At 71.9% G+C, this 24,006-nt stretch carries 26 protein-coding genes; 7 read left to right on the plus strand and 19 right to left on the minus strand.

The genetic code is table 11. From position 1 onward, the window contains the following. The 6 genes from LADH09A_RS00580 to nadD form a co-directional block, all read right to left on the minus strand. Positions 1-183 (minus strand): helix-turn-helix domain-containing protein (locus LADH09A_RS00580; RefSeq protein WP_238642671.1); only part of this gene is annotated, 183 nt, incomplete at its 3' end. Positions 184-322: 139 nt separating this feature from the next. Next, on the minus strand, positions 323-1,096 hold the full coding sequence (locus tag LADH09A_RS00585) for an SDR family NAD(P)-dependent oxidoreductase (protein ID WP_238642685.1): 774 nt from the start codon (positions 1,094-1,096) through the stop codon (positions 323-325). A 4-nt stretch (positions 1,097-1,100) separates the two neighbouring features. After that, on the minus strand, positions 1,101-1,955 hold the full coding sequence (locus LADH09A_RS00590) for a DegV family protein (RefSeq protein ID WP_238642688.1): 855 nt from the start codon (positions 1,953-1,955) through the stop codon (positions 1,101-1,103). Between the two features lie 48 nt (positions 1,956-2,003). Further along, positions 2,004-2,663 carry a histidine phosphatase family protein gene (locus LADH09A_RS00595; RefSeq protein ID WP_238642691.1) on the minus strand — a complete coding sequence of 220 codons (660 nt, stop codon included), beginning with the start codon at positions 2,661-2,663 and terminating at the stop codon, positions 2,004-2,006. Next, a complete protein-coding gene (gene rsfS / locus LADH09A_RS00600) occupies positions 2,660-3,067 on the minus strand; it encodes a ribosome silencing factor (protein WP_088949720.1) in 408 nt (135 codons plus the stop codon). Before rsfS ends, LADH09A_RS00595 begins: the two co-directional genes overlap by 4 nt. A gap of 110 nt (positions 3,068-3,177) precedes the next feature. After that, entirely contained in the window at positions 3,178-3,774 is a 597-nt protein-coding gene (gene nadD / locus LADH09A_RS00605; RefSeq protein WP_238642693.1) for a nicotinate-nucleotide adenylyltransferase, read from the minus strand. 208 nt (positions 3,775-3,982) lie between these two features. On the opposite strand from nadD, the gene LADH09A_RS00610 reads away from it, so the two are divergent. Beyond that, on the plus strand, positions 3,983-4,747 hold the full coding sequence (locus LADH09A_RS00610; protein WP_238642695.1) for a PadR family transcriptional regulator: 765 nt from the start codon (positions 3,983-3,985) through the stop codon (positions 4,745-4,747). A 153-nt stretch (positions 4,748-4,900) separates the two neighbouring features. After that, on the plus strand, positions 4,901-6,115 hold the full coding sequence (locus LADH09A_RS00615; RefSeq protein ID WP_238642696.1) for an FAD-dependent oxidoreductase: 1,215 nt from the start codon (positions 4,901-4,903) through the stop codon (positions 6,113-6,115). Positions 6,116-6,214: 99 nt separating this feature from the next. Here the strand turns inward: LADH09A_RS00615 and pepN are convergent, their stop codons facing one another. After that, the gene (gene pepN, locus LADH09A_RS00620) at positions 6,215-8,731 is read right to left on the minus strand and encodes an aminopeptidase N (protein WP_238642698.1); all 2,517 of its coding nucleotides are present in this window, start codon (positions 8,729-8,731) and stop codon (positions 6,215-6,217) included. 69 nt (positions 8,732-8,800) lie between these two features. Between pepN and LADH09A_RS00625 the strand changes: the two genes are divergently transcribed. After that, the gene (locus LADH09A_RS00625) at positions 8,801-9,019 is read left to right on the plus strand and encodes a DUF397 domain-containing protein (protein ID WP_030336536.1); all 219 of its coding nucleotides are present in this window, start codon (positions 8,801-8,803) and stop codon (positions 9,017-9,019) included. A gap of 58 nt (positions 9,020-9,077) precedes the next feature. Here LADH09A_RS00625 and LADH09A_RS00630 read toward each other — a convergent pair whose 3' ends face one another. After that, positions 9,078-9,479 (minus strand): hypothetical protein, encoded by a 402-nt coding sequence (locus LADH09A_RS00630; protein ID WP_238642706.1) that lies wholly within the window; start codon positions 9,477-9,479, stop codon positions 9,078-9,080. Positions 9,480-9,638: 159 nt separating this feature from the next. On the opposite strand from LADH09A_RS00630, the gene LADH09A_RS00635 reads away from it, so the two are divergent. Next, the gene (locus LADH09A_RS00635) at positions 9,639-10,886 is read left to right on the plus strand and encodes a cytochrome P450 (RefSeq protein WP_238642713.1); all 1,248 of its coding nucleotides are present in this window, start codon (positions 9,639-9,641) and stop codon (positions 10,884-10,886) included. A gap of 53 nt (positions 10,887-10,939) precedes the next feature. On the opposite strand, the gene LADH09A_RS00640 is transcribed toward LADH09A_RS00635, so the two are convergent. Both LADH09A_RS00640 and LADH09A_RS00645 read right to left on the minus strand, forming a co-directional pair. Next, entirely contained in the window at positions 10,940-12,109 is a 1,170-nt protein-coding gene (locus LADH09A_RS00640; RefSeq protein WP_238642714.1) for a zinc-dependent alcohol dehydrogenase, read from the minus strand. Further along, the gene (locus LADH09A_RS00645) at positions 12,106-12,744 is read right to left on the minus strand and encodes an SRPBCC family protein (RefSeq protein ID WP_238642716.1); all 639 of its coding nucleotides are present in this window, start codon (positions 12,742-12,744) and stop codon (positions 12,106-12,108) included. Before LADH09A_RS00645 ends, LADH09A_RS00640 begins: the two co-directional genes overlap by 4 nt. A 159-nt stretch (positions 12,745-12,903) precedes the next feature. Between LADH09A_RS00645 and LADH09A_RS00650 the strand changes: the two genes are divergently transcribed. Then, positions 12,904-13,947, plus strand: coding sequence for a glycosyltransferase family 2 protein (locus tag LADH09A_RS00650; RefSeq protein ID WP_238642718.1), 1,044 nt, complete (start codon positions 12,904-12,906; stop codon positions 13,945-13,947). Between the two features lie 82 nt (positions 13,948-14,029). Here LADH09A_RS00650 and LADH09A_RS00655 read toward each other — a convergent pair whose 3' ends face one another. Genes LADH09A_RS00655 through LADH09A_RS00665 form a run of 3 tightly spaced genes read right to left on the minus strand, consistent with a single transcriptional unit; the run spans position 14,030 to position 15,973 of the window. Continuing rightward, entirely contained in the window at positions 14,030-14,680 is a 651-nt protein-coding gene (locus LADH09A_RS00655; protein WP_238642725.1) for a DUF3618 domain-containing protein, read from the minus strand. Continuing rightward, entirely contained in the window at positions 14,677-15,144 is a 468-nt protein-coding gene (locus LADH09A_RS00660) for a phage holin family protein (RefSeq protein ID WP_238642727.1), read from the minus strand. The genes LADH09A_RS00655 and LADH09A_RS00660 overlap by 4 nt, the downstream gene beginning before the upstream one ends. A 31-nt stretch (positions 15,145-15,175) precedes the next feature. Further along, on the minus strand, positions 15,176-15,973 hold the full coding sequence (locus LADH09A_RS00665; RefSeq protein WP_238642729.1) for a hypothetical protein: 798 nt from the start codon (positions 15,971-15,973) through the stop codon (positions 15,176-15,178). Positions 15,974-16,203: 230 nt separating this feature from the next. On the opposite strand from LADH09A_RS00665, the gene LADH09A_RS00670 reads away from it, so the two are divergent. Both LADH09A_RS00670 and LADH09A_RS00675 read left to right on the plus strand, forming a co-directional pair. Continuing rightward, the gene (locus LADH09A_RS00670) at positions 16,204-16,695 is read left to right on the plus strand and encodes a DUF4383 domain-containing protein (protein ID WP_238642731.1); all 492 of its coding nucleotides are present in this window, start codon (positions 16,204-16,206) and stop codon (positions 16,693-16,695) included. Between the two features lie 65 nt (positions 16,696-16,760). After that, positions 16,761-17,420, plus strand: a complete 660-nt coding sequence (locus tag LADH09A_RS00675; RefSeq protein WP_238642732.1) for a DUF6766 family protein — start codon at positions 16,761-16,763, stop codon at positions 17,418-17,420. A 15-nt stretch (positions 17,421-17,435) separates the two neighbouring features. Here the strand turns inward: LADH09A_RS00675 and LADH09A_RS00680 are convergent, their stop codons facing one another. The 6 genes from LADH09A_RS00680 to LADH09A_RS00705 all read right to left on the minus strand — a co-directional run bounded on the left by LADH09A_RS00680 (position 17,436) and on the right by LADH09A_RS00705 (position 23,962). Next, positions 17,436-17,885 (minus strand): GNAT family N-acetyltransferase, encoded by a 450-nt coding sequence (locus LADH09A_RS00680; RefSeq protein ID WP_238642734.1) that lies wholly within the window; start codon positions 17,883-17,885, stop codon positions 17,436-17,438. Between the two features lie 70 nt (positions 17,886-17,955). Then, positions 17,956-19,431 (minus strand): GTPase ObgE, encoded by a 1,476-nt coding sequence (gene obgE / locus LADH09A_RS00685; protein ID WP_238642735.1) that lies wholly within the window; start codon positions 19,429-19,431, stop codon positions 17,956-17,958. 94 nt (positions 19,432-19,525) lie between these two features. Further along, positions 19,526-19,780 carry a 50S ribosomal protein L27 gene (rpmA, locus tag LADH09A_RS00690; RefSeq protein WP_007464062.1) on the minus strand — a complete coding sequence of 85 codons (255 nt, stop codon included), beginning with the start codon at positions 19,778-19,780 and terminating at the stop codon, positions 19,526-19,528. Positions 19,781-19,791: 11 nt separating this feature from the next. After that, on the minus strand, positions 19,792-20,106 hold the full coding sequence (gene rplU / locus LADH09A_RS00695; RefSeq protein ID WP_007464063.1) for a 50S ribosomal protein L21: 315 nt from the start codon (positions 20,104-20,106) through the stop codon (positions 19,792-19,794). 166 nt (positions 20,107-20,272) lie between these two features. After that, positions 20,273-20,746 carry a hypothetical protein gene (locus LADH09A_RS00700; RefSeq protein ID WP_238642737.1) on the minus strand — a complete coding sequence of 158 codons (474 nt, stop codon included), beginning with the start codon at positions 20,744-20,746 and terminating at the stop codon, positions 20,273-20,275. Between the two features lie 117 nt (positions 20,747-20,863). After that, positions 20,864-23,962 (minus strand): Rne/Rng family ribonuclease, encoded by a 3,099-nt coding sequence (locus tag LADH09A_RS00705; RefSeq protein ID WP_238642740.1) that lies wholly within the window; start codon positions 23,960-23,962, stop codon positions 20,864-20,866. Between the last annotated feature and the right edge of the window lie 44 nt (positions 23,963-24,006).

A 24,006-nucleotide genomic window follows, 5' to 3' on the forward strand; every position in this document is an offset into this window, starting at 1 on the left:
ACACTGTTGCCGTTCCGCTCTTGCAACGCCCTCGACGCGATAACGGTCGGCCCACCGTTTCGCGGTGGTAGGGCTGACCTGGAACCGTTCCGCAGCCCGGCGCAGCGGCCAGTCGTCGTCAACGACACAGCGAGCCAGCCGCAGCCGGCCGGTCTCGGACAAGGGTGCATTACGGTGGGGCATGAGGGCCTCCGCTGGTTCGGGGTAGGACGTCGCAATCCACACCGAACCCGAAGGCCCTCACCTATTTCAAGATCTCCCCGTCACCAACGTCCGTGGTCAGTACACCTAGAAATCCGATCGGCACGAACTCCCGGCAGCGTCAGCGGGCCTCCGGGTCGAGGCCGAGCACGGCCCGTCCCCCGTCCACCGGCAGGACCACCCCGTTGACGAAGCTCGCCGCCGGCGACAGCAGGTACGCGACGGCCTCGGCCACCTCGTCGGCCCGCCCGATGCGGCCCACCGGGTGCAGCCGGGTCAGCTCGGCGTCGATCCACCGAGCCTGGGAGGGTTCCTGCGCGGCCAGGAAGTCGGCGTGCCGCTCGGTGGCGATCGAACCGAGCGCGACCGCGTTGGCCCGGATGCCGTGCCTGCCGTACTCGACAGCCAGCGCCCGGGTCAGCCCCTCCACCGCGGCCTTCGCCGTCGCGTACGGCAGGGCGCCGGACACCGGCCGGCGGGCCTGGTGCGACGAGACGTTGACGATCGCGCCGCCGGCGGCGCGGGCCAGGAACCGGCGTACGGCCACCGCGGCACCCACCACGGCCGGGCGTAGGTTCAGCTCGATCAGCTCCAGCACCGTGTCGGCGGACGCGGAGTGCAGCGCGGCGTCGCGGAAGACCGCCGCGTTGTTCACCCAGCCGGACAGCGGCGCGGCGCGTTCGGCCAGCTCGGCGGCGTGCTCGGCCACCCGCTCGTCGGCGGCGTCGCCGATCACCGCGACGAGCCGGTCGGCGGCCGGGTGCCCGGTCAGCCAGTCGACCGCGTCCGCGTCGCGTTCGAGCACGACGACCGTGACACCGGTCGTCACCAGGCGCTCCACCACGGCCCGGCCGACACCACGGCCACCGCCGGTGACCACACAGGACGTCGCCATCGGCTCAGCCGGCCGGCCTGCGGTGGACGACCACGCTGGCCAGACCCGGGCCGGCGTGCGCGGCGACGACCGCGCCCGCCTCGGAGACGTACGTGTCGTGCAGCCGGTCACCGAACCGCCCGGTCAGCGCGGCGAGCAACGCCTCGGCCCGCTGCGGCGCGGCCAGATGATGCACCCCGAGGTCAACGTCATCGTCCCCGGCCGCCTCGACGGCCAGGTCCACGAGACGGGCCACTCCCCGACTGGCGGTGCGGACCTTCTCCCGCAGCACGATCGCCCCGTCCGGCATGTGCATGATCGGCTTGACGGACAGGGCGGTCCCGAGCAGCGCCTCGGCGGCGTTGATCCGGCCGCCTCGGCGAAGGAACTCAAGGGTGTCGACGTAGAACCAGACGGTGGTGCGGGCGACGGCGGCGAGCGCCGCGTCGCGTACACCGGTCAGGTCGGCACCGGACGCGGCGGCGGTGGCGGCGGCGATGGCCGGGAAGCCGAGGCCCATGCCCGTGGAGCGACTGTCCACGACCTCGACGCGGCCGTCGAAGTCGGCGGCGGCGAGCCGGGCGGCCTCCACCGTGCCGGACAGGGCGGCGGAGATGTGCACCGAGACGACGCCGTCGGCGCCGCCGTCGAGCAGTCGGCGGTACGTGCGGGCGAACTGCTCGGGTGCCGGCCGGGAGGTGGTTGCGGTGACCCGCCGGGCGCTCAGCGCCAGTGTGGCGTCGGCCGGATGGGTCTCCACCCCCTCCAGCCCCTCCGCGCCGTTGAGCACGACGGTCAACGGCACGACGGTCAGCCGGTGCGCCTGCACCAGCTCGGGCGGAAGGTAGGCGGTGGAGTCGATGACAACCGCGACGGGCATGCCCGGCACGCTAGCCGATCGAGAGGTCGAACGACGAGGCGGAAGCGGTCAGATCGCGTCGACGACGACCGGGGCGGTGACCAGGCCGACGTTGTGCGCCCGCAACTGCCAGCCCCGGACGTCCTGCGGACGCCCGACAGCCGGCGCGCGGTCGTCGTGCCGCAGCTCGCTCCAGTGGCAGTTGGCCAGGGAGCCGATGGTGCGCAGCACGCTGGTGTCCCAACCGAGCAGGTGACCGATGCCCTGCCGGGAGCCGCCACCGTGGGTGGCGATCACCACGGTGCCGCCCGGTGCCGCGTCGGCCGCCTCCCGCAACGCGGCGCCGACCCGCTCGCCGAGGTCGTGCAGCGGCTCCAGATCGGCGCCCGGATCGGGGTCACCGGCCCGCCAGCGCGCGTACTCCTCGGGGAAGCGCTCGGCGACCTCGGTGAGATGCAGGCCCTGCCACTGGCCGAAGTGCCGCTCCCGCAGCCGGGCGTCGGCGCGTACCGGTAGCCCCGTCAGCGCGGCGAGCGCGCCGGCGGTCTCCGCGGCGCGGCTCAGGTCGCTGGAGACGATCGCGTCGGGCCGCAGCGCCGCGAGCAGCGGGGCGGCGGCGCGGGCCTGGTCGCGGCCCAGCTCGTTGAGGGGTACGTCGGTCTGCCCCTGCACGCGGTTGGCGGCGTTCCAGTCGGTGTTGCCGTGCCGCCAGACGATCAGCCGGGTCATTCGGCTGCGGCGGACCCGCTGGCGTCGGCCTCGACCAGGTCGCGGTCGACGAACGGGATGGTCGGGCAGTCCTTCCAGAGCCGGTCGAGCGCGTAGAACTCGCGCTCCTCGGTGTGCTGGACGTGCACCACGATGTCGACGTAGTCGAGCAGCACCCAGCGGCCGCCGCGCTCGCCCTCGCGCCGCACCGGCTTCGCCTTCTCCGGCAGCTCCAGCAGGCTCGCCTCGATGGCGTCGACGATGGCCAGCACCTGACGCTCGTTGGGGGCGGCGGCGAGCACGAACGCGTCCGTGATGGCGAGCTGGTCGCCGACGTCGATGATCGTGATGTCCTGCGCCTTCTTGTCGGCAGCGGCCTGGGCAGCCGCGATAGCCAGCTCGTGAGCGCGTTCGGAAACTGTCACCGTTCTCCTTCGATCAAGCGTGCGATCCTCCAAGCGTCTCATACCCGCCGACACCCCGACCGGTCAGTTCTGGTCGCTTAAGCGCACAGACCAGGCCATACCGGGCGTGATCAGCCCTGATACAGGCTCCGCTTGGCGATGTACTGCACCACACCGTCGGGCACCAGATACCAGACCGGCTCCCCCCGGGCGACCCGAGCGCGGCAGTCGGTCGACGAGATGGACATCGCGGGCACCTGGATCAGGCTGACGGTGTCCGCCGGAAGGTGCTTGTCGGTCAACGGAAAGCCGGGCCGGGTCACACCGATGAAGTGAGCCAGCTCGAAGATCTCGTCCAGGTCCTTCCACGACAGGATGCGCTGCAACGCGTCCGCGCCGGTGATGAAGAACAGCTGCACCTTGGGGCCGTACTCGGCCTGAAGATCGCGCAGGGTGTCGACCGTGTAGGTCGGGCCACTGCGGTCGATGTCGACCCGGCTGACCTGGAAGCGAGGGTTGGAGGCGGTCGCGATGACCGTCATCAGGTAGCGGTCCTCGGCTGGGCTGACCGGCTCGTCAGCCTTCTGCCACGGCTGGCCGGTGGGGACGAAGACCACCTCGTCCAGGCCGAACCGGTCCGCCACCTCACTGGCCGCGACGAGGTGGCCGTGGTGGATCGGGTCGAAGGTGCCACCCATGATCCCGATTCGCCGGATGTCTTCCTCCACCCCGTGATCGTAGGCCGGACGTCGCGGCGCGCCGTTGCGGCCCGGGATCAGCGGGATCCGTCGATGATCGACTCGGGTTCCTGAAAATCGGGGTCTCACACCCGCCCGGAGACCACGACTTCCTGGAAAACCGGGTCGACTTCCTGGAAAACCGAGTCGAGGGCTTATACTCGTCTACGAGTAATCGTGGGCGAGCAGAGGAGATGTCGTGCAGAAACGGCGCAAGGTCGGCAACCTGCTGGCACTGGCCGTGCTGTCCGCCCTGGTCCAGCGGCCGATGCACCCGTACGAGATCGCCACCGCGCTGCGTACCTGGGGCAAGGACCAGGACATGGAGTTCAAGTGGGGGTCCTTCTACACGGTGATCCGCAACATGGACAAACACCGCATGATCGAAGCGGTGGAGAGCGTCCGCGAGGGTCGGCGCCCGGAACGCACCGTCTACCGCATCACGGACGTGGGTCGGGCGGAGCTGGTCGACTGGGCCCGCGAGTTGGTCTCCACCCCGATGCCGGAGCATCCCCGCTTCCGAGCCGGCTTGTCCGTCCTCGCCGCCCTGCATCCCGACGAGGCCGCCGACCTGCTGCGGCAACGACTCGACCTGCTCGAGGACGCGATCCGCCAGGACCGGGAAGCACTCGACGCACACCTGCGGGAGGTGCCACGCCTGTTCCTGGTGGAATCGGAGTACGACCTCGCCATGCGGGACGCGGAGGCCTCCTGGCTGCGAGGGCTGCTCGCGGAGCTGACCTCGGGCAGCTACCCGGGGCTGGACACCTGGCGGGCCTTCCACGAGACCGGCGAGATGCCCGCAGCGCTGACCGAGCTGTCCGAGAGAACCACCACGCCGAGGGCCAGCGCCGAGAGCTCCGGCACCACCAGCGCCCGGAAAACCCACGCCGAAAGCGCCGGCACCGACACCAACGCCCCGAAAATCACCGCCCCGAAAGCCAGCAGCCGGGAAGCCGACTGAAGGACGGCTCCGGCGGGGTGCGCCAACACCCCGCCGGAGCCCTTACCCCGAACCGATGCCTGGGAAGGCGCCCGGCCCGAAGCGGCAACCAGAGGATAACCGGGCTCCCTCCCAGGTCGGTCGCACGCGACCACACACCCCAGGGAGAAGAGCATGACCACGGTACGAACCGCGATCGTCATCGGCGGCGGTATCGCCGGACCGGTGACCGCACTCGCACTGCGCCGCGCCGGCATCACGGCCACCGTCCACGAGGCGTACCCCGCGACCGCCAGCGGAGTCGGCGGCATCGGCGGCACCCTCGCGCTTGCGCCCAACGGCGTGGCGGCCCTGCGCACTGTCGGCGCGGACCGGGCGGTGACGGCGACCGCCACCCCGATCACGCGCAGCGTCATGGCGGTCGGGCGACGCCGCATCGACCTGCCCACGCTGACCGGAGTGCCACCGCTGCACGTGGTGCACCGCGCCGAGCTGCATCGGGCGCTGCACGACCAGGCGGTCGCCGAGGGGATCGGTTTCGCGTACGGCAAGCGGCTGGTCGGCGCCGAGCAGACGGAGAACGGCGTGACCGCCCACTTCGAGGACGGCAGCACCGCCACCGCCGACGTCCTGATCGGTGCCGACGGCATCCGGTCGACCGTTCGTGGTCTCATCGACCCGGCCGCGCCCGGCCCCCGCTTCACCGGCCTGCTCGGCTTCGAGGCGGTGGCCCGCCACGAGGTGGACGCGGAGCCGGGCACTATGACGTTCGCGTTCGGGCGCCGCGGCTACTACCTCTACTGGCCGGAGCCGGGCGGTGGCACCCGGTGGGGGGCCAACCTGCCGTACCAGCGGCCGGTGAGCCTGGTCGAGGCTCGCACGGTGCCGTCGGCGCAGTGGCTGGCGACGCTGCGCGGCACCTACGGCGACGACGACCCGGGCCGGGAGCTGATGGCGACCAGCACCGCCGACGAACTCCAGGTGGTCGGGGCGTTGCAGATCATGCCGCCGGTGCCGCACTGGCACCGGGGCCGGATGGTGCTGGTGGGCGACGCGGCGCACGCACCGTCAAACAGCTCCGGGCAGGGCGCCTCGCTGGCCATCGAGAGCGCGGTGCAGCTCGCCCGCTGCCTGCGTGACCTACCGGACGTGGCGTCGGCGTTCGCCGCGTTCGAGCGGCTCCGCCGTGCCCGGGTGGAGAAGGTCGCCGCACGCGCGGCGCGGATCAACCACACCAAGGCGCCCGGGCCGGTCGGCCGGACGCTGATGCCGCTGCTGATGCCCCTGCTGGTGCGCACCGCGATGGATCCGGAGAAGACGATCGCGCACGAGCAGCGGTATGTCATCGACTGGGACGCGTCGGTGACGGCGGAGCCCGCGCTGCGCTGAGCTACGGGTGCGGGTTGGCCCTCATTGATCGAGTCGGGGTCCGGGAGTTCGGTGGGTCGAACCGTCCCGGACCCCGCGAGATTCGTGACGTCGAGCGGATCACGCGGACGCGGCGGCCACCGCCGTTCGGGCGACCAGCGCGCGGCGCAGGTCGTCGTCGGCGTCGGTCACCACCCGGCGTAGGCCGGGGGTCAGGTCGTCGCGGCCCAGCAACGCCGCGGCCGCCTCCCGGGTCGGCTGCGCCACGGCGTAGCGGGGGAACGCCAGGGCCGCCACCCGGTCGGCCGTCCAGGGGGTACGCCGACGCGCGGCGGCCGGCATGTCCGCGAAGTACCGATCGACGTACGCGGCGGTCAGCTCGGCCTGCTCGGGTTGCCAGAACCCCTCGGCGGTGGCCTCCAACGGTCGGCTGGACAGCTCGGTGTCGCGCACGATGATGTCCCAGGCGGCCTGCTTCGCGGCCGGGTCGGGCAGGGCGGCCCGGCAGCGGGCGGCGCGTTCCGCGCCCGTGGAGCTGTTGTCGGCGGCTGCCTCGATGGCGATCTCCGTCTCGCCGGCGACGCCCAGCACCACCAGTCGACGCAGCACCGCCCAGCGCAGCTCCTCGTCGACCTTGAGACCGGTCGGCACGTCCCGGCCGGCGAGCCAGCCGACGAGCAGGTCCGCGTCGGTGGTCGCGGCGATCCAGCCCCGGGCGGCGGCGAGTTGCAGCGACTCTCCCGCCGGCGCGCCGTCGAGCAGCCGCTGGCACGCCCCGGCGACCCGGGCCAGCGCGGCGGAGCGGGCCAGTGGGTCGAGGTAGCGGTCGATCAGCGACCGGCTGAGCGTCAGCACGTCCTCCGCGATGATCACCTCGGTCTCGGCCGGCAGCGCGGCGACCATCAGCTCGACGAGGCCGGTGACCGGCCGTTCTCCGTCGGTCGCCGCGTCCAGCGCCTCGCTCCACAGCACCGCCCTCGTCAGTGGGTCGGTCAGCCCGGGAAGCACCAGCGGGACGGCGTCCGCCGATGCCGGGTCGAGGCGCACCTTGGCGAAGGTGAGGTCACCGTCGTTGGGCAGGAGCAGCCGGGCCGCCGGGGCGCCGGTCAGCTCGCCCAGGACCGTGCGGCCACCGTCGGCGACGGGGTCGACGCCCACCTCGTCCCGCTGGACGGTGCCGTCGACCGAGTAGCGGCCCACGCCGATGCGGTGTGGACGCAACACCGGGTGTGACTCGGGCGCGGTCTGCACCAGGGCCACCTCGGCGTAGCGGCCGTCGGCGTCGACGGCGACCTCGGCGCGCAGGGTGTTGACCTGTGGGCGGCGCAGCCACAGCTCGGCCCAGCCGGACAGGTCTCTCCCGCTGGCTGCGGAGAGGCTGGTCAGCAGGTCGTCGAGGGTGGCGTTGCCGAAGCGGTGCGCCGCGAAGTGCGCGTTCAGGCCGGCGAGGAACGCCTCGTCACCGAGCCACGCGACCAGTTGCCGCAGCACGCTGGCGCCCTTGGCGTACGAGATGCCGTCGAAGTTGAGCAGGCCCTCGTCGGTGTCGGCCACCTCCTCCGGGGCGACCGGGTGGGTGGAGGGGCGCTGGTCGGCGGCGTACCCCCAGGCCTTGCGGCGCATCGCGAAGGTCGTCCACGCCTGGTCGAAGCGGGTCGCCTCGGCGGTGACCCGGGTGCCCAGGTATTCCGCGAAGGACTCGTTCAACCACAGGTCGTCCCACCAACGCATGGTGACCAGGTCACCGAACCACATGTGCGCCATCTCGTGCGCGATGGTGGTGGCGCGCTGCTCCCGCTCGGTGTCCGTGACCGCCGAGCGGAACACATAGTCGTCACGGAAGGTGACGATGCCCGGGTTTTCCATGGCGCCCGCGTTGAACTCGGGCACGAACGCCTGGTCGTACTTGCCGAACGGGTAACGCTCGGTGAAGAGCTGGTGGAACCGGTCCAGGCACTGCCGGGTGACGGTGAAGATCTCCTCGGCGTCGGCGTCCAGGTGCTCGGCGAGCGACCGGCGGCAGTAGATGCCCAGCGGCACGCCGTCGTGCTCGGCCCGCCGGACGTGGTACGGACCGGCGATCAGCGAGAAGAAGTATGTGGCCAGCGGCGCGGTCGGGGCGAACTCCCAACGGCCGGGCGTCGGGGTGGCGGCCACCTCGGCGTTGCCGGCCACCGTCCATTGCGACGGGGCGGTCACCGAGAGGGTGAACGGGGCCTTGAGGTCGGGCTGGTCGAAGGCGGCGAAGATGCGCTGCACGTTGTCGAGGAAGGACACCGCGTAGAGGTAGGTCTCGCCGTCGGCCGGGTCGACGAAGCGGTGCATCCCCTCGCCCGTGCGGGAATAGGCCATCTCCGCCTCGACGACCAGCGTGTTGTCCGTGACCAGGTCGTCGAGCGGCAGCCGGTTGTCGATGAGCAGATCGGGGTCCAGGTCGCGGTCGTTGAGGCGTACGCCGAGCAGTCTCGCGGGCTTGACCTCGGCGAAGGTGGCGGTGCCGGCGGTCGCCCGGAACCGGATCTCGACGCGGGAGCGGAACAGCTCGGTGCCACCGGTCAGGTCGAGGTCCACCTGATAGGACTCGACAGTAATCGCCGCGCCACGCGCGGTCGCCTCTACACGGGTCAGGCTCGGCATCCGCTTATCCTGCCCGATGGGGATCGGCACCCGGTCACCACACGTCCCTCGGCACTGGAGGAAAGAACCATGGCGCAGCACCCCAAGGGCGACTTCGACCTCTCTCGGGCGGTCTGGCAGCGGGCCGAAGGGGACACCTCCGACAGCGCCGTCGAGGTCGCCTTCGTCGACGATCTGATCGGGATGCGCAACTCGGCCGAGCCGGACGGGCCGGTGCTGGTCTTCACGCAGGCCGAGTGGGACGCGTTCGTGGCCGGCGCGCAGGACGGCGAGTTTGACCTGGACTGATCGCGCCCGCCGGTGTGCGGTGGCCGTCGACCCGGGATCGACAACCCCGGGTTGGCGGTCAGCCACGGGCGGGGCCGTCGCCGTCGCCCCAGCCGAGACCGCCGGGGCCCGGGGCGTGGTGGAACCCGGGGTGGTCGGCCACGTCGACGCAGCGCTCGCCGTCCGGGCCGAGAGCGCCGCAGAACAGCCGCTCGGCCCGCTGCCACGCATCGGCCGGTGACAGGGCTGCCGCCCCGAGCGCCACCTCCGGGCGGAGCAGGGTGAGCGCCTCCGCGTACGCGACGGCCAGCTCGCGTGCCTCGACCACGCTGGGGGCGGTGAAGCCCAGGTGCACGGTGAAGAAGCGGTGTGGCCGGGTGGGCCGCCGGGGCGGCCCGATGAGTGGCCTCGGGTCGCGGCCGTGGCCCAGTGCCCCGATCGCTCGTCGCTGCCGCCAGTGCGGTGATGTGTTGTCGCGCATCCGCCCTCCCCGTGGTTGCCCCACCAGCAGCAAACCAGGTTCCGCTGCCCCTGGGAGGGGCCAGCCGGCGTGCCGTCGGCGCGGGGATTCAGCGGCCGTGAGGGGGGTACACGCAGCCGGCCGGTGGCGACCCCGGCCGCACCCGCGTGAGGAGACCCGATGCCGACCATGCCGGCCGACCGCAGCCCGGACAGCACCCTCGCGTTGCTCCGTGCCGGCTACCGGTTCATCGGCGAACGGTGCGAGCGGTACGGCAGCGACGTCTTCCAGGCCCGGATCCTGCTGGCACCGACCATCTGCCTGCGTGGCCGGCCAGCGGCGATGTTGTTCTACGACACCGAACGCTTCGAACGCGCGACCGCCATGCCGCTGCGGGTGCAGCGGACCCTCACCGGTCGGCGTGGTGTGCAGGGGTTGGACGGCCCTGAGCACTCCGACCGCAAGGCCATGTTCATGTCGATCATGACGCCGACCGCCATCCGACAACTCGGCGAGCTCTTCGACGAGGAGTGGCAGGCACGGGTTCCCGCCTGGGAGGCCGCCGGGCCGCTGCCGCTCTACGACGAGCTGGGCCGGTTGCTGACCCGGGTGGTCTGTGCCTGGGCGGGGGTGCCGCTGCCCACGTCGCAGGTCGAGCGGCGCGCCGTCGACCTGCACGCGATGATCGAGGCTCCGGCGGTGGTCGGTCCCCGGCACTGGCGGGGACGGCTCGCCCGTCGCCGCACCGAACGCTGGCTCGCCGACCTCGTCGAGCGGACCCGGGTCGGCTTCTGTCCGGCGCCGCCCGGCAGCGCCCTGGCCGTGATCGCCGAGCACCGGGACCGGCAGGGCCAACTGCTCCCCCGCCGGGTGGCGGCGGTGGAACTGCTCAACGTGCTGCGGCCGGTGGTCGCGGTGGACCAGTACATCGCGTTCGCCGCGCTCGCCCTGCACGACCACCCGGGCTGGCGGGAACGGGTCCGGGGCGACGGCGGGGCCACCGACAACTTCGTCCAGGAGGTACGCCGCTACTACCCGTTCTTTCCGATCGCGGCGGCCCGGGTCCGGCACTCCTTCGACTGGCAGGGCCACCACTTTCCGCAGGGACGCCGGGTGCTGCTCGACCTGTACGGCACCAACCACCACCCGACCCTCTGGCCGGAACCGGAACTGTTCCGCCCGGAGCGGTTCGCCGACCGTCGCGTGGACCCGTTCGAGCTGATCCCGCAGGGCGGCGGTGACCACTGGGCCGGGCACCGTTGCGCGGGCGAATGGATCACCATCGACCTGATGAAGCGGGCGGTCACCAACCTGACCAGCACCATGCGCTACGACGTGCCCGTCCAGGATCTGGCCCTGGACCTGCACCGGATGCCGGCGATGCCGCCGCTCGGCCTGACCCTCAGCAACATCCGTCGCACCACCTGACCTGCGCCTCGCCGGTCTTTCAGGGTGACCGGCGAGGCGGCGCGCCCAGCGGGTCAGGGGTGCAGGACGCTGCGGAGACAGCCGTCCTGCTTCTTCTCGAACAGCTCGTAGCCCTTTGCGCCCTCTTCCAGGGAGATCGGGTGGGTGGCCAGGTAGCCGGGGTCGATCTCGCCGGCGGCGAGCCGGTCGAGCAGCATCGGGATGTAGCGCTGCGCGTGCATCTGCCCCATCCGCAGCACCAGGGCCTTGTTCATGGCCGCGCCGAGCGGGAACTTGTCGACCAGACCGGCGTACACGCCGACGATGCTCACCGTTCCACCCTTACGGCAGGCCATGATCGCCTGGCGTACGGAGGTCGGCCGGTCGGTCTGCGACCGCGCCGCCTGCTTCGCCCGGTCGTACGCGTAGGTCGGCCCGACGTCGTGCGACTCCATGCCGACGGCCTCGATGCAGGCGTCCGGCCCACGGCCGGCGGTCAGCTCCCGCAGCGCCTCCAGCACGTCCGTCTCGGCGTAGTTGATCGTCTCGACGCCGACCCGCTCGGCCGCCGTGGCGAGCCGGTCCGGGAAACGGTCGATCATGATGACCCGCTCGGCGCCAAGGAGTTGCGCCGACCGGGCCGCCATCTGACCGACACCGCCGGCGCCCCAGACGGCGACCACCTCACCACCGGTGAGCCCGCAGAAGTCCGCCGCCATCCACCCGGTGGGCATCGCGTCGGAGGCGAACACCACCGAGTCGTCCGGCACCCCGTCGGGCACCCCGAACGCACCCACGTCACCGAACGGCACCCGGATGTACTCGGCGTGCGACCCCGAGTAGCCACCGGCGGCGTGCGAGTAGCCGAGGATGCCTGCCGGTGAGTGCCCCCACAGCTTCTCGGTGAACACCGGCTGGGGGTTGGAGTTGTCGCAGAGCGAGTACTGCTCGGTGCGGCAGTACCAGCAGCCACCGCAGGCGACCACCGACCCGACCACCACCCGGTCACCGACCTTGTGCCGTCGTACGCCGGGCCCGGTCTCCACCACCTCGCCCATGAACTCGTGGCCGAGGATGTCGCCCTCCCGCATCGCCGGCAGGTACCCGTTGATCAGGTGCAGGTCGGAGCCACAGACACTGCTGGCCCGGACCCGGACGATGATGTCCCCCTCGGCGCGGATCCTGGGCTCCGGCACGTCCCGCACCGCCAGCTTGCCGACGCCTTCCCAACACAGTGCCCTCACGCCCGGCCTCCCGTCATCAGCTTCTCCCGGACCTTGTCGGTCGCCTTCTCCTGCCTCGGGCTGCGGCCGGACGGGTCGTCGCGGGTGTCCATCACCTGGCCACACTCGATCAGCGACTTCACCCGCCGCAGGGCGTCCCGCAGCGCCAGATCGGGGTCGTCCCCACCGATCAGGCCGAAGACCCGGCGCACCGGGCCCGAGCGGTACCGCAGCTCGGCCCGGATCTCGGTGCCCCGGCCCTGGGGCGCGTCGACCAGCTCGATCCGCCCCTCCTGCGGCGCCGGCCCGTCCTCGACCCGCCACCGCAGCGTGCCCGGACCGTCGACGGTGATCTCCGCCCGCCACTCGGTGTCGCCGCCAGCCCGGTCGCGGGCCACGCACCGCCAGCGCCGGTCGTCGAGCTGCTCCAGGGTCGCCCACCCGGCCAGCGCGCGGTCCAGCCGTTCCCGGTCGGTCCAGAAGCCGATCACCCCGTCCCGGGACCGGTCCACGGTCACCCCGCGACGAACCACGTACCAGCCGTCCTGCCGCTCCGGCTGATGCCGGTGCCGACGTCGCGCCACCGCCCGACCCACACCGACCGCCGTGACCGCGGTGACGCCGAGCACCGCCCATCTCGTTCCGTTGTTGGTCATCTCGTCTCCTCCACCCGGACATCCGGGGATGGACAGCTCTTTCCGGCAGCGCTACCCGGCGGCGGGCGGTCGAAACAACACGTCCGTTTGATCGCCGGGAATGCGGGCAGGTGCTGCTCAGCCACCGGCTCACCGCTGTCCTGCCGAGGAGGGACGTCGATGTCCTTGTTCAGCCCACCTGGTGACGCCCGGCCCGCCGCCCGCGGGTGGGGCGTCGCAGACGACCGCGCCGGCACGGCGCCGGTCCGACTGCCGATGACGTACGTGCTGCCACTGCGTTGGCACTCCGACACCGGCCTGGCCGAGTTGACCGGCTACCTGCGGTGGCTGGCCGACCGGGTCGACGTGATCGTGGTCGACGGCTCCGCACCGGATCTTTTCGCGCGGCACGCCGACGTCTGGCGGGGGCTGGTCCGGCACCTTCCGCCCGACGCTGCCACTCGCGGGCTCAACGGCAAGGTGCTCGGCGTACGCACCGGCGTGCGCGCGGCGGACCACGAGCACGTGGTGATCGCCGACGACGACGTCCGGTACGACGGGGCCGGGCTGACCGCCGTGCACCGGCTGCTGGACCGGGTCGACCTGGTACGACCGCAGAACTACTTCGACCCACTGCCCTGGCACGCCTGGTGGGACACCGGCCGGACGTTACTCAACCGGGCGCTCGGCGCGGACTACCCGGGGACCCTCGCGGTGCGGCGCAGCACCTTCCTCGCCATGGGCGGCTACGACCCGGACGTGCTCTTCGAGAACCTGGAGCTGATCCGCACCCTGCGCGCGTACGACGGCACCGAGGCCGCCCCGGCCTGGCTCTACGTACGCCGGCTGCCTCCGGACGCCGCGCACTTCCGCGGTCAACGGGTCCGTCAGGCGTACGACGATCTGGCCCAGCCGGCCCGCCTGCTGACCGCGCTCGCGGTCCTGCCGGCGCTGGCCGCGGCGGTCGCGGCCCGGCGGCCCGCGCTGTTGCTCGGCGCGGCGGCCGGCACCGTGGCCCTCGCCGAGCTGGGTCGCCGTCGCGCCGGCGGCACCGCGGTCTTCCCCGCGGCGACGGCGCTGGCGGCTCCGGTCTGGCTGCTGGAGCGCGGCGTGTGCGGCTGGCTCGCGGTCGCCCAGCGGGTCCTGTTCGGCGGTGTCCGCTACGGCGACACCCGAATCCGCCGGGCCGCCCACCCGATCCGCGCCCTGCGACGCCGCCGCTGATCACACCCCGCCCGTGGGCGGCACCGACGCGACAGCTCGCGGTCACCGAAGTGGCCGCGAGCTGTCGGGATCGAGGGTGGGGTCAGGAGTTGACCTGGTGCCGGGCCTGCTGGGCATGGTCCTTGACGTCCTGCGCGGCCGACTTCGAGTCGTCCTTGACCGCGTGCACGGCGTCCTGGGCGGTGGACTTCACCGACTCGGCGGCGTGCTGGGCCGGGTCCCGCAGCTCTTCCTTGAGCTCGCTGGCAACCTCGCCCAGCTTCTCCTTCACCGCACCGCTGTGCTCGCCGACCCGCTCCTTGAGCTGGGTCGCGGCCTCCTGCTCACGGCGGGAGGCCGGGATCAGCGACGAGGCCAGCCAGCCGACCCCGAACGCGATCAGACCGGCGGCGAGGGGGTTGCCCTGGGACTTCTGCCGGATCACCCGCGGAGCGCTGTGGGCGGCGTCGCTGACAGTGGTCGCCGCCGACTGCGCGGCGTCGCTGACGCTGGAGGCCGCCGACGAGGCGCGGTCACCCACCGAGTGGGCGGCCTGGCCGGTGCCGTGGCCGAGGTCAGACGCGGTTCCCATGACCTTGTCCCTCACATTCTGCAGAGCGGAACGGGCCCGCTGCTTGCGGTCGTCGACGATGCGGCTGGGGCTGACCTTGTACGCCAGCGCGTCCACATCGGAGCTGAGGCTGTTACGGGTGGCTTCGATCTCGCGGCGGATCTGATCGGGATCGGTGCTCATCGGGTGACTCCCTCCGGGTGCGGCTTGAGCGCGTCGGGGATCCGCTGCACGCTGTCGTTGGTCTGCTTGAGCCCGCGTACGTGCTGGGCGTTCTTCTTCGCCTTGGAGTAGAGGACCGCGGCGACCACGGCCCAGACGACGGCCACGATCAGTGCGGCCAGGCCAGAGTCCATGACGTTATCCAGGAACTGCCACACGGCGATGGACACGAACAGCGCCACCATGTAGCCGCCGAAGCCGGCACCGCCGAAGAGCCCGGCGGCCTTGCCGGCCTTCTTGCCCTCCTGGCGGATCTCGGCCTTGGCCAGCTCGACCTCCTGACGCATCAGCGTCGACAGGTCGGTGGTGACCTGACGCATCAGGTCACCCAGCGAGCTGCCCTTCACCTCCGTGGCGGTGTGCGGGGCACCCGCGTCGGGGTGGTATCCGGAGTCCAGCCCGGACCCCTGCGTCGGCATGCTCATGCCGTCGCCTCCCTTCGGATGACTCGGTGGCTCACGGGCGCGGGCTGCCGCTGGACGGCACGCCCGGCAGCGGGTCGGTCTGGGTCACCGGCGGCAGCGGCTGCCCGGTGCCGGTCGGCTCGGTGTACGTGCCGGGGGTCGGGTCGGTGTAGCCGCCGGGGGTCGGCTCGGTGTACGTGCCGGGCGTCGGATCGAGGTAGCCACCCGTCGGGACGGCGTCCGGCGCGGTGCGGGGTGCCGGCGGCGGCGTCGGGATCACGGCGGTCTGCTCCGGGTCGTACGCTCCGGCGCCCCGGTAGGTCGAGGATCCGTTGCCGGAGTCGTCGCCGGCGGCGGAGATGCTGCGGGTCAGCCGGCCGGCCAACACGCCGAGAACCGCCGCGCCGACCAGGAAGGTGCCCGGGTTGCGCCGCGCGTAGTCGCGTACCTCGGTGACCAGGTCGCCGGGCTCGCGCGCCTCGAGCCAGCCGGCGACGCCCTGCACCCGGTCGGCGGCCTGACGGGCCAGCTCGGTCACCGGGCCGGCCTGGCCACCCTGCTCCGCCATCGAGCGCATCTCGTCGGCCAGCGACCGCAAACCGCCGGCGGCCCGGCGCTGCTGCTCACCGGTCTGGCTGGCGAGCTGGGTACGGGCCTCGCCGTACAGGTTGCGGGCCTGCCGGGCCGCCTCGCGGCCAACCTCGGTGCCCTGCTCCTTGGCGGTCTGGGCGACCGCGCCACCAGCCTGCGCGGCCTCGGAACCGACCTGGCGCGCCTGGCCGCGAACGCCACCGCCGTTCGTCGACTCCTGCCCGTACGTGGAAGACGTAGGTGAAAGATCGTAAGACATAATTTCCCTTCCGCTCAGAAAGTCGTCGCGGTTGTGCTGCGGGGATGCGGCGCGTTGCCGCGGCCGCTGACCATTCACCTACCCTGCGTTTCGGCTTCCATACTTCTTCGCGCATTTCTCTGCGGGACCGGCCGCTCCGACTTCAAAATGGAGGATCGTCGGGCTGCGTCACGTCGCCGCTGCGGACAGTGAGGTTCGCGAGTGCTGGCAGATCCACGGAGGGGGCAGCGATGGCACGAGACGCGCGAGGGGGCCGAGCGGCCGTCCCCCGACCCCGGGTCCAGCTGGCCGCGTTGGCCGTCGCCGGGGTCTTCCTGCTGATCGGCGTGCTCGGCTTCATCCCCGGCATCACCACCGACTACGGCGAGCTGAGATTCGCCGGACACCACTCGGACGCCCGACTGCTGGGGCTGTTCCAGGTGTCGATCCTGCACAACGCGGTGCACCTGCTCTTCGGGCTGGTCGGCCTGGTGATGGCCCGCAGCATCGCCGGCGCACGCGTGTTCCTGGCCGCCGGCGGCGCGATCTACCTCGCTCTCTGGCTGTACGGCCTGGCGATCGAGGCGATCAACCCGGAGGGCGGGGCGAACATCCTGCCGGTCAACGACGCCGACAACTGGCTGCACCTCGCGCTCGGCTTCGGGATGCTCGCGCTCGGCCTGCTGCTGTCGAACCAGGCTGGCACCGGCGGGCGCCTCGACAATCCCGCCGACCGGCACTGACCTGGAGTTCTGGTGGTTTCGCCGCCACGCCGGCAGGGGTAATCGACCGGCGAAGGAGGTACGTCATGCCTCGTTGGCTACGCGACAACGGCCTGGCCGTCGCCATGCTGGGGGCCTTCCTGGTCTTCCTGGTGTTGCAGAGCGTCTTCGGCTGGCAGACCCACAATGAGGAGCTGACCGAGTTCGGGGCCGCGCCGTTGAGCTGGCCGGCGTACCTCACCAGCGGGCACTTCGCCGAGTCGGTCTTCGAGAACTGGGAGTCGGAGTTCCTCCAGATGGGCGGGTACGTGCTGCTCACCGCGCACCTGGTGCAGCGGGGCTCGGCCGAGTCGAAACCGGTGGACCAGACCGACCGTCCGGAGGACGACGAACACCGGGCCACCCCGCAGTCACCCTGGCCGGTGCGTGTCGGCGGCCTGCCGCTGGTGATCTACCGCAACAGCCTCTCCCTCGCGCTGCTGCTGATCTTCGCCGGTTCGTTCGTCGGTCACCTGCTCGGTGGCACCGCCGCGTACAACCAGGAGCAGGCGCTCCAGAGCGGCGCACCGCCGATCGGGGTGTGGGAGTTCCTCGGCACCAGCGACTTCTGGTTCCAGTCCATGCAGAACTGGCAGAGCGAGTTCCTCGCCGTCGGTGCGCTGATCCTGCTGAGCATCGTCCTGCGCCAGCACGCCTCACCCGAGTCGAAGCCGGTGACCGTCGAGCACGCCAGCACCGGTGCCTGACCGGCGACGCGACCCTCAGGCCGCGACCGGCAGCCGCTTGGCGAAACAGACGCTGTACGGGTTGCTCACGTACTCGCCGAAGACCGGGATCTGCTCGTAACCACACGAGGTGTACAGGCCGATCGCCGCCGGCAGATAGGTGCCGGTCTCCAGGCAGACCACCGAGTGCCCCTGCCGGAACGCGCACTCCTCCAGGGCGGCCAGCAACTGACGGGCGATGCCCCGCCCCCGGTACGCGGGCCGCACGTACATCCGCTTGACCTCGCCGGTCTCGGCATCGAGCGACTGGAGCCCTCCGCAGGCGACCGCCCGACCGGTGACCACCACCGCCAGGTAGCGGACGTCGTCGTGCGGCATGAAGACCTGCCCGTCCAACCCGCCGTCGGCCTCGCGCAGCTCACGCTGCTGTGCGACGACGAGGGCGGCGATCTCCGGATCGGTGCCAGGCCGGGACTCGATCAGCATCACCCCACGCTAGATCGGGTGGATTTCGCGGAGGTTTCCGGAAATCAACCCGATCACAGAGTGCAACGAACTACTCGGCGTCGTCCTCGTCGTCGATGTCGTCGTCGAGGTCGTCGGACGCGTCCGCGCCCACCTCGTCGGCCGACCGCACCCGGCGGGCCTTGCGGGCGGCGAGCCGGTCCGCCGCGGAGGCCCGGTTCGACTTCTCCTCCAGGCGGACGTCGGTGCCCCGGTTACCGGGTACGAAGTCCACGCCGGCGAAGAGCGTCGGCTGCCAGTCGAACTCGCGGGCGCCGATCCGGACCAGGTCACCGGGCTGCGCGCCGGCCTTGGCCAGCTTGTCCTCCACCCCGAGCCGGGCCAGCCGGTCGGCCAGGTAGCCGACCGCCTCGTCGTTGTCGAAGTTGGTCTGCTTGACCCAGCGCTCCGGGCGGACACCGCGGACGGTGAACGACCCGTCGGCCTCGGCCGTGATGGTGAAGCCGTCGTCGTCCACGGCCATCGGACGGATCACGATCCGGGTCGGTTCGGCGGGCGGCGCGGCCTTGCGCTCGGCCTCGACCAGATCGGCCATCGCGTAGGTCAGCTCCTTGAGCCCCTCCCGGGTGGCCGCGGAGACCTCGAACACCTGGTAGCCGCGTTCCTCCAGGTCGGGACGCACGATCTCGGCGAGGTCGCGGCCGTCCGGCACGTCGATCTTGTTGATGGCGACCAGCCGTGGACGGTCGGTCAGACCGCCGTACTGGCTCAGCTCGGCCTCGATGGCGTCGATGTCGGCCACCGGGTCACGGCCGGGCTCCAGGGTGGCCGAGTCGATGACGTGCACCAGCACGGCGCAACGCTCGATGTGCCGCAGGAACTCCAGGCCCAGGCCCTTACCGGTGGCCGCGCCGGGGATCAGGCCCGGCACGTCCGCGACGGTGAAGGTGTGGTTGTCCATCCGGACCACGCCGAGGTTGGGCACCAGGGTGGTGAACGGGTAGTCGGCGATCTTCGGCTTCGCGGCGGAGATCACCGAGATCAGCGACGACTTGCCGGCCGACGGGAAGCCCACCAGGCCCACGTCGGCGACGCTCTTGAGCTCCAGCACGATGTCGAGCTGGTCGCCGGGCTCCCCCAGCTCGGCGAAGCCGGGCGCCTTGCGCTTGGCGTTGGCCAGCGAGGCGTTGCCCCGCCCGCCGCGCCCACCGCGGGCGACCTCGAAGGTGGTGCCGGCGCCGACCATGTCGGCCAGCACGGTGCCGTCGGTGGTCTGCACCACGGTGCCGTTGGGCACCTTCAGCACCAGGTTGTGGCCGTTGGCCCCGTCCCGGTTCGAGCCGGCGCCGCCCTTGCCGTTGTCGGCCTTGACGTGCGGGTGGAAGTGGAAGTCGAGCAGCGTGGTCACCTGCGGGTCGACCACCAGCGACACGCTGCCCCCGTGCCCACCGTTGCCGCCGTCCGGCCCACCGAAGGGCTTGAACTTCTCGCGGTGGATCGAGGCACAGCCGTGCCCGCCATCGCCGGCCTGCAGATGCAGAACGACCCGGTCAACGAACGTTGCCACGGCGTCAATCCTTCCAGCGAGGTCCAACCCCGCACTTCGAAAAAAAGCCAAACGGGCCGGGACCCGTAGGTCCGCGGCCCGCTTGGCTCGAGAACTACTGCTGCGGAACGATGCTGACGGTCTTGCGACCGCGCTTGGTGCCGAACAGGACCGCACCGGCCGACAGCGCGAACAGCGTGTCGTCGCCGCCACGGCCGACCAGGTCACCGGGGTGGAACTTGGTGCCACGCTGCCGGATGATGATCTCACCGGCGCTGACAACCTGACCACCGAAGCGCTTCACGCCGAGTCGCTGGGCCGCGGAGTCACGACCGTTACGCGAGCTGGACGCACCCTTTTTGTGAGCCATTGGAGGACGACCTACTTCCCGCTGGAGATGCCGGTCACCTTGACCTGGGTCAACGGCTGGCGGTGACCCTGGCGCTTGTGGTAGCCGGTCTTGTTCTTGAACTTGTGGATCCGGATCTTCGGGCCCTTGGTGTGCGCGGCGATTTCGCCGGACACCGCGACCTCGGCAAGCTTCGCCGCGTCGGTCACCAGGTCGTCACCGTCGACGAGGAGCACCGCGGTGAGCTTCACCGCGTCACCGGGGGCACCGGTGAGCTTCTCGACCTCGATCACGTCGCCCTCGGCGACCTTGTACTGCTTGCCGCCGGTCTTGACGATCGCGTACATCGGAGGCGGACTCCCTGTCGTTGAGGCTGCTGGCGGTCGTCCCCGCGGCGGCTCGCCGGGTAGCAGTGCACGGCGGCGCGGGCACACGGGAACTCGGCACACCAAAGGTGGGCCGCAGGCAAGAGTACGCCATTGCCGGCCCGTACCCCAAACCGGCCCGCCCTGGTCAGCGCGCGCAGAGCTGGTCGAGACGTTGCTGGAGCCGGTCCAGCTCGGTCTCGTCGATCGACTCGACGTCGGCGCCGAGCGCCGCCACCTCGGTCCCGAGATCGGTGAGCAGAGTCTTGAGCTGCGGATCGGGGGCCCGCTCCGACTGCTCCCGCAGCTCGGTACGCCAGCCGTCCAGAGCCTCCTGGGCCCGCCCACGGGCAGCCTCGGCCGTGCTGCTGTCCCCGGCACCCACCGCGGCGACCATCCGGCCCAGCTCCGCCACGTACGTCCGTACGGCGGTGGTGCTGGCCTGCTGGGCGGCGACGCAGACCTCCGTGGCGCCGCCCGCCGCGGCACCACTGGCCGGAATACCGCTCGGCCCGGAGGCCGGGGCACCCGTGGCCGAGCCTGGCCCGACGCTTTCGGGCCGGTCGGCGGAGCAGCCGGCCAGCACGGTGACCAACGCGGTGACGGCGAGCAGACGACGCATCTTCTTCTCCTGACCCGGGACGACCGATCCTGGACCGGGGTGGCCGCAACGGCGAGGTCCCTCCCCCGTCACTTTGCCGGGGAAGGGACCTCGTCAAACACTGGGCCGGTCAGGCGGTCAGGGACGCGTCCGCCGGCGGGCGCCACCCCGGCGTGAACGGCGTCGGCCGGCACCGCCCTCGGCGGTCTCCTCGTCGCCGTCACCGTCGGCGAGCGCGTCCGGGTCGTCCGCCGCGGCCAGCCGAGCCGACTCGCCCTGCTGGCTGTCCGAGATCGCCGGCGCGGCGGCGGTCTCCGACTCGTAGCGGGACAGGTCGTAGCCCATGGTGTCCTGGTAGTCGGCGTCCGGTTCGGCGCTGGTGTCGGTGTCGACGACCTCCACGACGGCCCGCTCGGCCGGGGCGTTCTTGCGCGCCCGGCGACGGGACGAGGCGGGTGCCTGCTCGGCGGCCGGGGCGGGGGCGGCCACCGACGAGGCGACCGCCTTGACCTTCTCCCCCGCGCCGGCAGCCCGCGGCTTCTCCGGCACCGGCTCGGTGTGCATGATGACGCCTCGGCCCTTGCAGCACTCGCAGGTCTCGCTGAACGCCTCCAGCAGACCCGCGCCGATCCGCTTACGGGTCATCTGCACCAGACCGAGCGAGGTGATCTCGGTGACCTGGTGCTTGGTGCGGTCCCGGCCCAGGCACTCGGTGAGTCGGCGCAGCACCAGCTCACGGTTCGACTCCAACACCATGTCGATGAAGTCGATCACCACGATGCCGCCGATGTCGCGCAGCCGGAGCTGGCGGACGATCTCCTCCGCCGCCTCCAGGTTGTTGCGGGTGACGGTCTCCTCCAGGTTGCCCCCGGAGCCGGTGTACTTACCGGTGTTGACGTCGACGACCGTCATCGCCTCGGTGCGGTCGATCACCAGCGAGCCGCCGGAGGGCAGGAAGACCTTGCGGTCCAGGCCCTTGATGATCTGCTCGTCGATCCTGTACTCGGCGAAGACGTCGCTCGTCCCGACGTGCCGGCGCACCCGGTCCACCAGGTCCGGAGAGACGTGCGACAGGTAGGACTCGACGACGTCGTACGACTGCTCGCCCTCGATGACCAGCTCGCGGAAGTCCTCGTTGAACAGGTCACGGACCACGCGGATGACCAGGTCGGGCTCCCCGTAGAGCAGCGCCGGGGCGCCACCCTCGGCGGCCTTGGCCTGGATGTCCTCCCATTGCGCCTGGAGCCGCTTGACGTCGCGGGCCAGCTCGTCCTCGCTGGCGCCCTCGGCGGCCGTGCGGACGATCACGCCCGCGCCGTCCGGGACCAGCTTCTTGAGCACGTCGCGCAGCCGCTTGCGCTCGTTGTCCGGCAGCTTGCGGCTGATCCCGGACGCGTTGCCGTTGGGCACGTAGACCAGGTGCCGACCGGAGAGCGCGATGTGGCTGGTCAGCCGAGCGCCCTTGTGCCCGATCGGGTCCTTGGTGACCTGGACCAGCACCGAGTCGCCGGAGCGCAGCGCCTGCTCGATCGAGCGGGCCCGCCCTTCCAGGCCGGACGTGTCCCAGTTGACCTCGCCGGCGTACAGCACGGCGTTGCGGCCCCGGCCGACGTCGACGAATGCCGCCTCCATGCTCGGCAGCACGTTCTGCACCTTGCCCAGGTACACGTTGCCGGCCATCGTGCCGGAGGAGTTGCGGGTGACGTAGTGCTCGACCAGCACGCCGTCCTCCAGGACGGCGATCTGGGTGCGGTCACCGCGCTGGCGGACCGCCATCACACGATCGACGGCCTCCCGGCGGGCCAGGAACTCCGACTCGCTGAGGATCGGCGGCCGGGTACGCCGCTGCTCGCGGCCGTCGCGGCGGCGCTGACGCTTGGCTTCCAGGCGGGTCGAGCCGGAGACGCCCTGCACCTCGTCGACGGTCCGGCGCGGCTCGCGGATCTTCACGACGGTCGGCACACCGTCGTCCGCGGCGCCCTCCGTGTCACCCGCACCACGGCGGCGACGACGACGCCGACGACGGGTCAGGCCATCGCCGCCCTCGGCCTCCTCGTCCTCGTCACTCTCCGCCTCGACCTCGGCGGTCTCTTCCTCGTCGGCCTGCGCCGCCTCCTCGGACTCGTCGTCCTCGGCGTCGTCGGCCCCGCCCTTGCCGCGGCCCCGGCCGCGGCGACCACGCCGGCGGCGACGGCGCGCGGCGGCGCTGTCCTCGTCGTCCTCATCCGTCTCGGTGGCCTCGTCGGCCTCCTCGACCGGCTCCTCCTCGGCCTCGATCGCCTCGACCGGCTCGACCGGCTCGATGTCGCGGCGACCACGCCGGCGGCGGCGGGACGGCTCGACGGCCTCCTCCACAACCGGCTCCTCGGCGACCGGGGCCGGCTCCGCCGGCCGGGTCACCGGCACAGCGTCCGGCTGGGGTGCCATGAACAGCACGGTGGGCGCCGAGAGGGCGGCCCTCCGACGTCGGGTACGCGGCTGCTCCGGCTCGGCCTCGGCCGGCTCGTCGGTCACACCGGAGACGGCCACACCTGGCGGCACCTCGCCCGAGCGCTCCTGCGCGCCACTGGTCCAGGCCAGCTCGGCGGCGCTCGCCCTCGGAAGGGTCTCCGTGTCGTTCAGCTCGGCCTCGGCCTCGCGCAGGTCGGACTCCGCCGGCTCCTCGGCGACAACCGGCTCCTCGGCGGCAGCCGGCTCCTCGATCGAGGGCGGCTCCTCGGTGGCAACCGGCTGCTCGGTGGCGGGCGGCTCCTCCACGGCGGCCGGCGTGGCCTTCTTGCGCCTGGTCCGGGTCACCTTGACCGGCGGGACCACCTCGGCCGAGGCCGCCTCCGCGGAGGCGGCGACCAGCGGCTCCTCGGCCGTGGTCTCGACAGGGGTGGCCTTGCGGCGGCGCCGGGGGGTCTTCGGTGCGACGTCCTGGTCGCCGGAGATCGGAGCGAAGACCTCCGCCTGCGGCGACTCGACGCTGCCGGACCCACCCGTGGACGCCTCGATCGGCGCGTCGGTCTGCTCCGGCTGGTTGAGCGGGGCGGCCCGACGACGGGTAGTCCGCGCACGCCGCACCGGCGCGGCGGGCTCAGCCGTCTCCGTGCCTGCCGGTTCGACCGGGGCTGAGCCGACGGCCGTGGTGGGGGTAGCGACGGCGGCGCCGTCGGCAGTGGTGCTCTCGTCGGCGTTGGCACCGGCCGGCTGTGAACCGGTCCGTTCGCCGCCCTCGGGCTCGTTCTCGAGCATGGACGTTCTCCAGTTCTGGCTAGCCCGGGCGCGGGTGAGCGCTG

Origin of the sequence: Micromonospora cabrerizensis (assembly GCF_022230955.1) — a bacterium.
Lineage (GTDB): Bacteria > Actinomycetota > Actinomycetes > Mycobacteriales > Micromonosporaceae > Micromonospora > Micromonospora cabrerizensis.

Coding starts and splice junctions, on each gene's coding strand:
- LADH09A_RS00585 (WP_238642685.1), bottom strand. CDS start 1,096: ATGGCGACGTCCTGTGTGGTCACCGGCGGTGGCCGTGGTGTCGGCCGG.
- LADH09A_RS00655 (WP_238642725.1), bottom strand. CDS start 14,680: ATGAGCACCGATCCCGATCAGATCCGCCGCGAGATCGAAGCCACCCGT.
- LADH09A_RS00615 (WP_238642696.1), top strand. CDS start 4,901: ATGACCACGGTACGAACCGCGATCGTCATCGGCGGCGGTATCGCCGGA.
- LADH09A_RS00700 (WP_238642737.1), bottom strand. CDS start 20,746: ATGCGTCGTCTGCTCGCCGTCACCGCGTTGGTCACCGTGCTGGCCGGC.
- LADH09A_RS00630 (WP_238642706.1), bottom strand. CDS start 9,479: ATGCGCGACAACACATCACCGCACTGGCGGCAGCGACGAGCGATCGGG.
- LADH09A_RS00680 (WP_238642734.1), bottom strand. CDS start 17,885: ATGCTGATCGAGTCCCGGCCTGGCACCGATCCGGAGATCGCCGCCCTC.
- LADH09A_RS00650 (WP_238642718.1), top strand. CDS start 12,904: ATGTCCTTGTTCAGCCCACCTGGTGACGCCCGGCCCGCCGCCCGCGGG.
- LADH09A_RS00670 (WP_238642731.1), top strand. CDS start 16,204: ATGGCACGAGACGCGCGAGGGGGCCGAGCGGCCGTCCCCCGACCCCGG.
- LADH09A_RS00660 (WP_238642727.1), bottom strand. CDS start 15,144: ATGAGCATGCCGACGCAGGGGTCCGGGCTGGACTCCGGATACCACCCC.
- rpmA (WP_007464062.1), bottom strand. CDS start 19,780: ATGGCTCACAAAAAGGGTGCGTCCAGCTCGCGTAACGGTCGTGACTCC.
- LADH09A_RS00635 (WP_238642713.1), top strand. CDS start 9,639: ATGCCGACCATGCCGGCCGACCGCAGCCCGGACAGCACCCTCGCGTTG.
- LADH09A_RS00675 (WP_238642732.1), top strand. CDS start 16,761: ATGCCTCGTTGGCTACGCGACAACGGCCTGGCCGTCGCCATGCTGGGG.
- LADH09A_RS00625 (WP_030336536.1), top strand. CDS start 8,801: ATGGCGCAGCACCCCAAGGGCGACTTCGACCTCTCTCGGGCGGTCTGG.
- LADH09A_RS00645 (WP_238642716.1), bottom strand. CDS start 12,744: ATGACCAACAACGGAACGAGATGGGCGGTGCTCGGCGTCACCGCGGTC.
- LADH09A_RS00590 (WP_238642688.1), bottom strand. CDS start 1,955: ATGCCCGTCGCGGTTGTCATCGACTCCACCGCCTACCTTCCGCCCGAG.
- pepN (WP_238642698.1), bottom strand. CDS start 8,731: ATGCCGAGCCTGACCCGTGTAGAGGCGACCGCGCGTGGCGCGGCGATT.
- rplU (WP_007464063.1), bottom strand. CDS start 20,106: ATGTACGCGATCGTCAAGACCGGCGGCAAGCAGTACAAGGTCGCCGAG.
- LADH09A_RS00665 (WP_238642729.1), bottom strand. CDS start 15,973: ATGTCTTACGATCTTTCACCTACGTCTTCCACGTACGGGCAGGAGTCG.
- LADH09A_RS00595 (WP_238642691.1), bottom strand. CDS start 2,663: ATGACCCGGCTGATCGTCTGGCGGCACGGCAACACCGACTGGAACGCC.
- LADH09A_RS00705 (WP_238642740.1), bottom strand. CDS start 23,962: ATGCTCGAGAACGAGCCCGAGGGCGGCGAACGGACCGGTTCACAGCCG.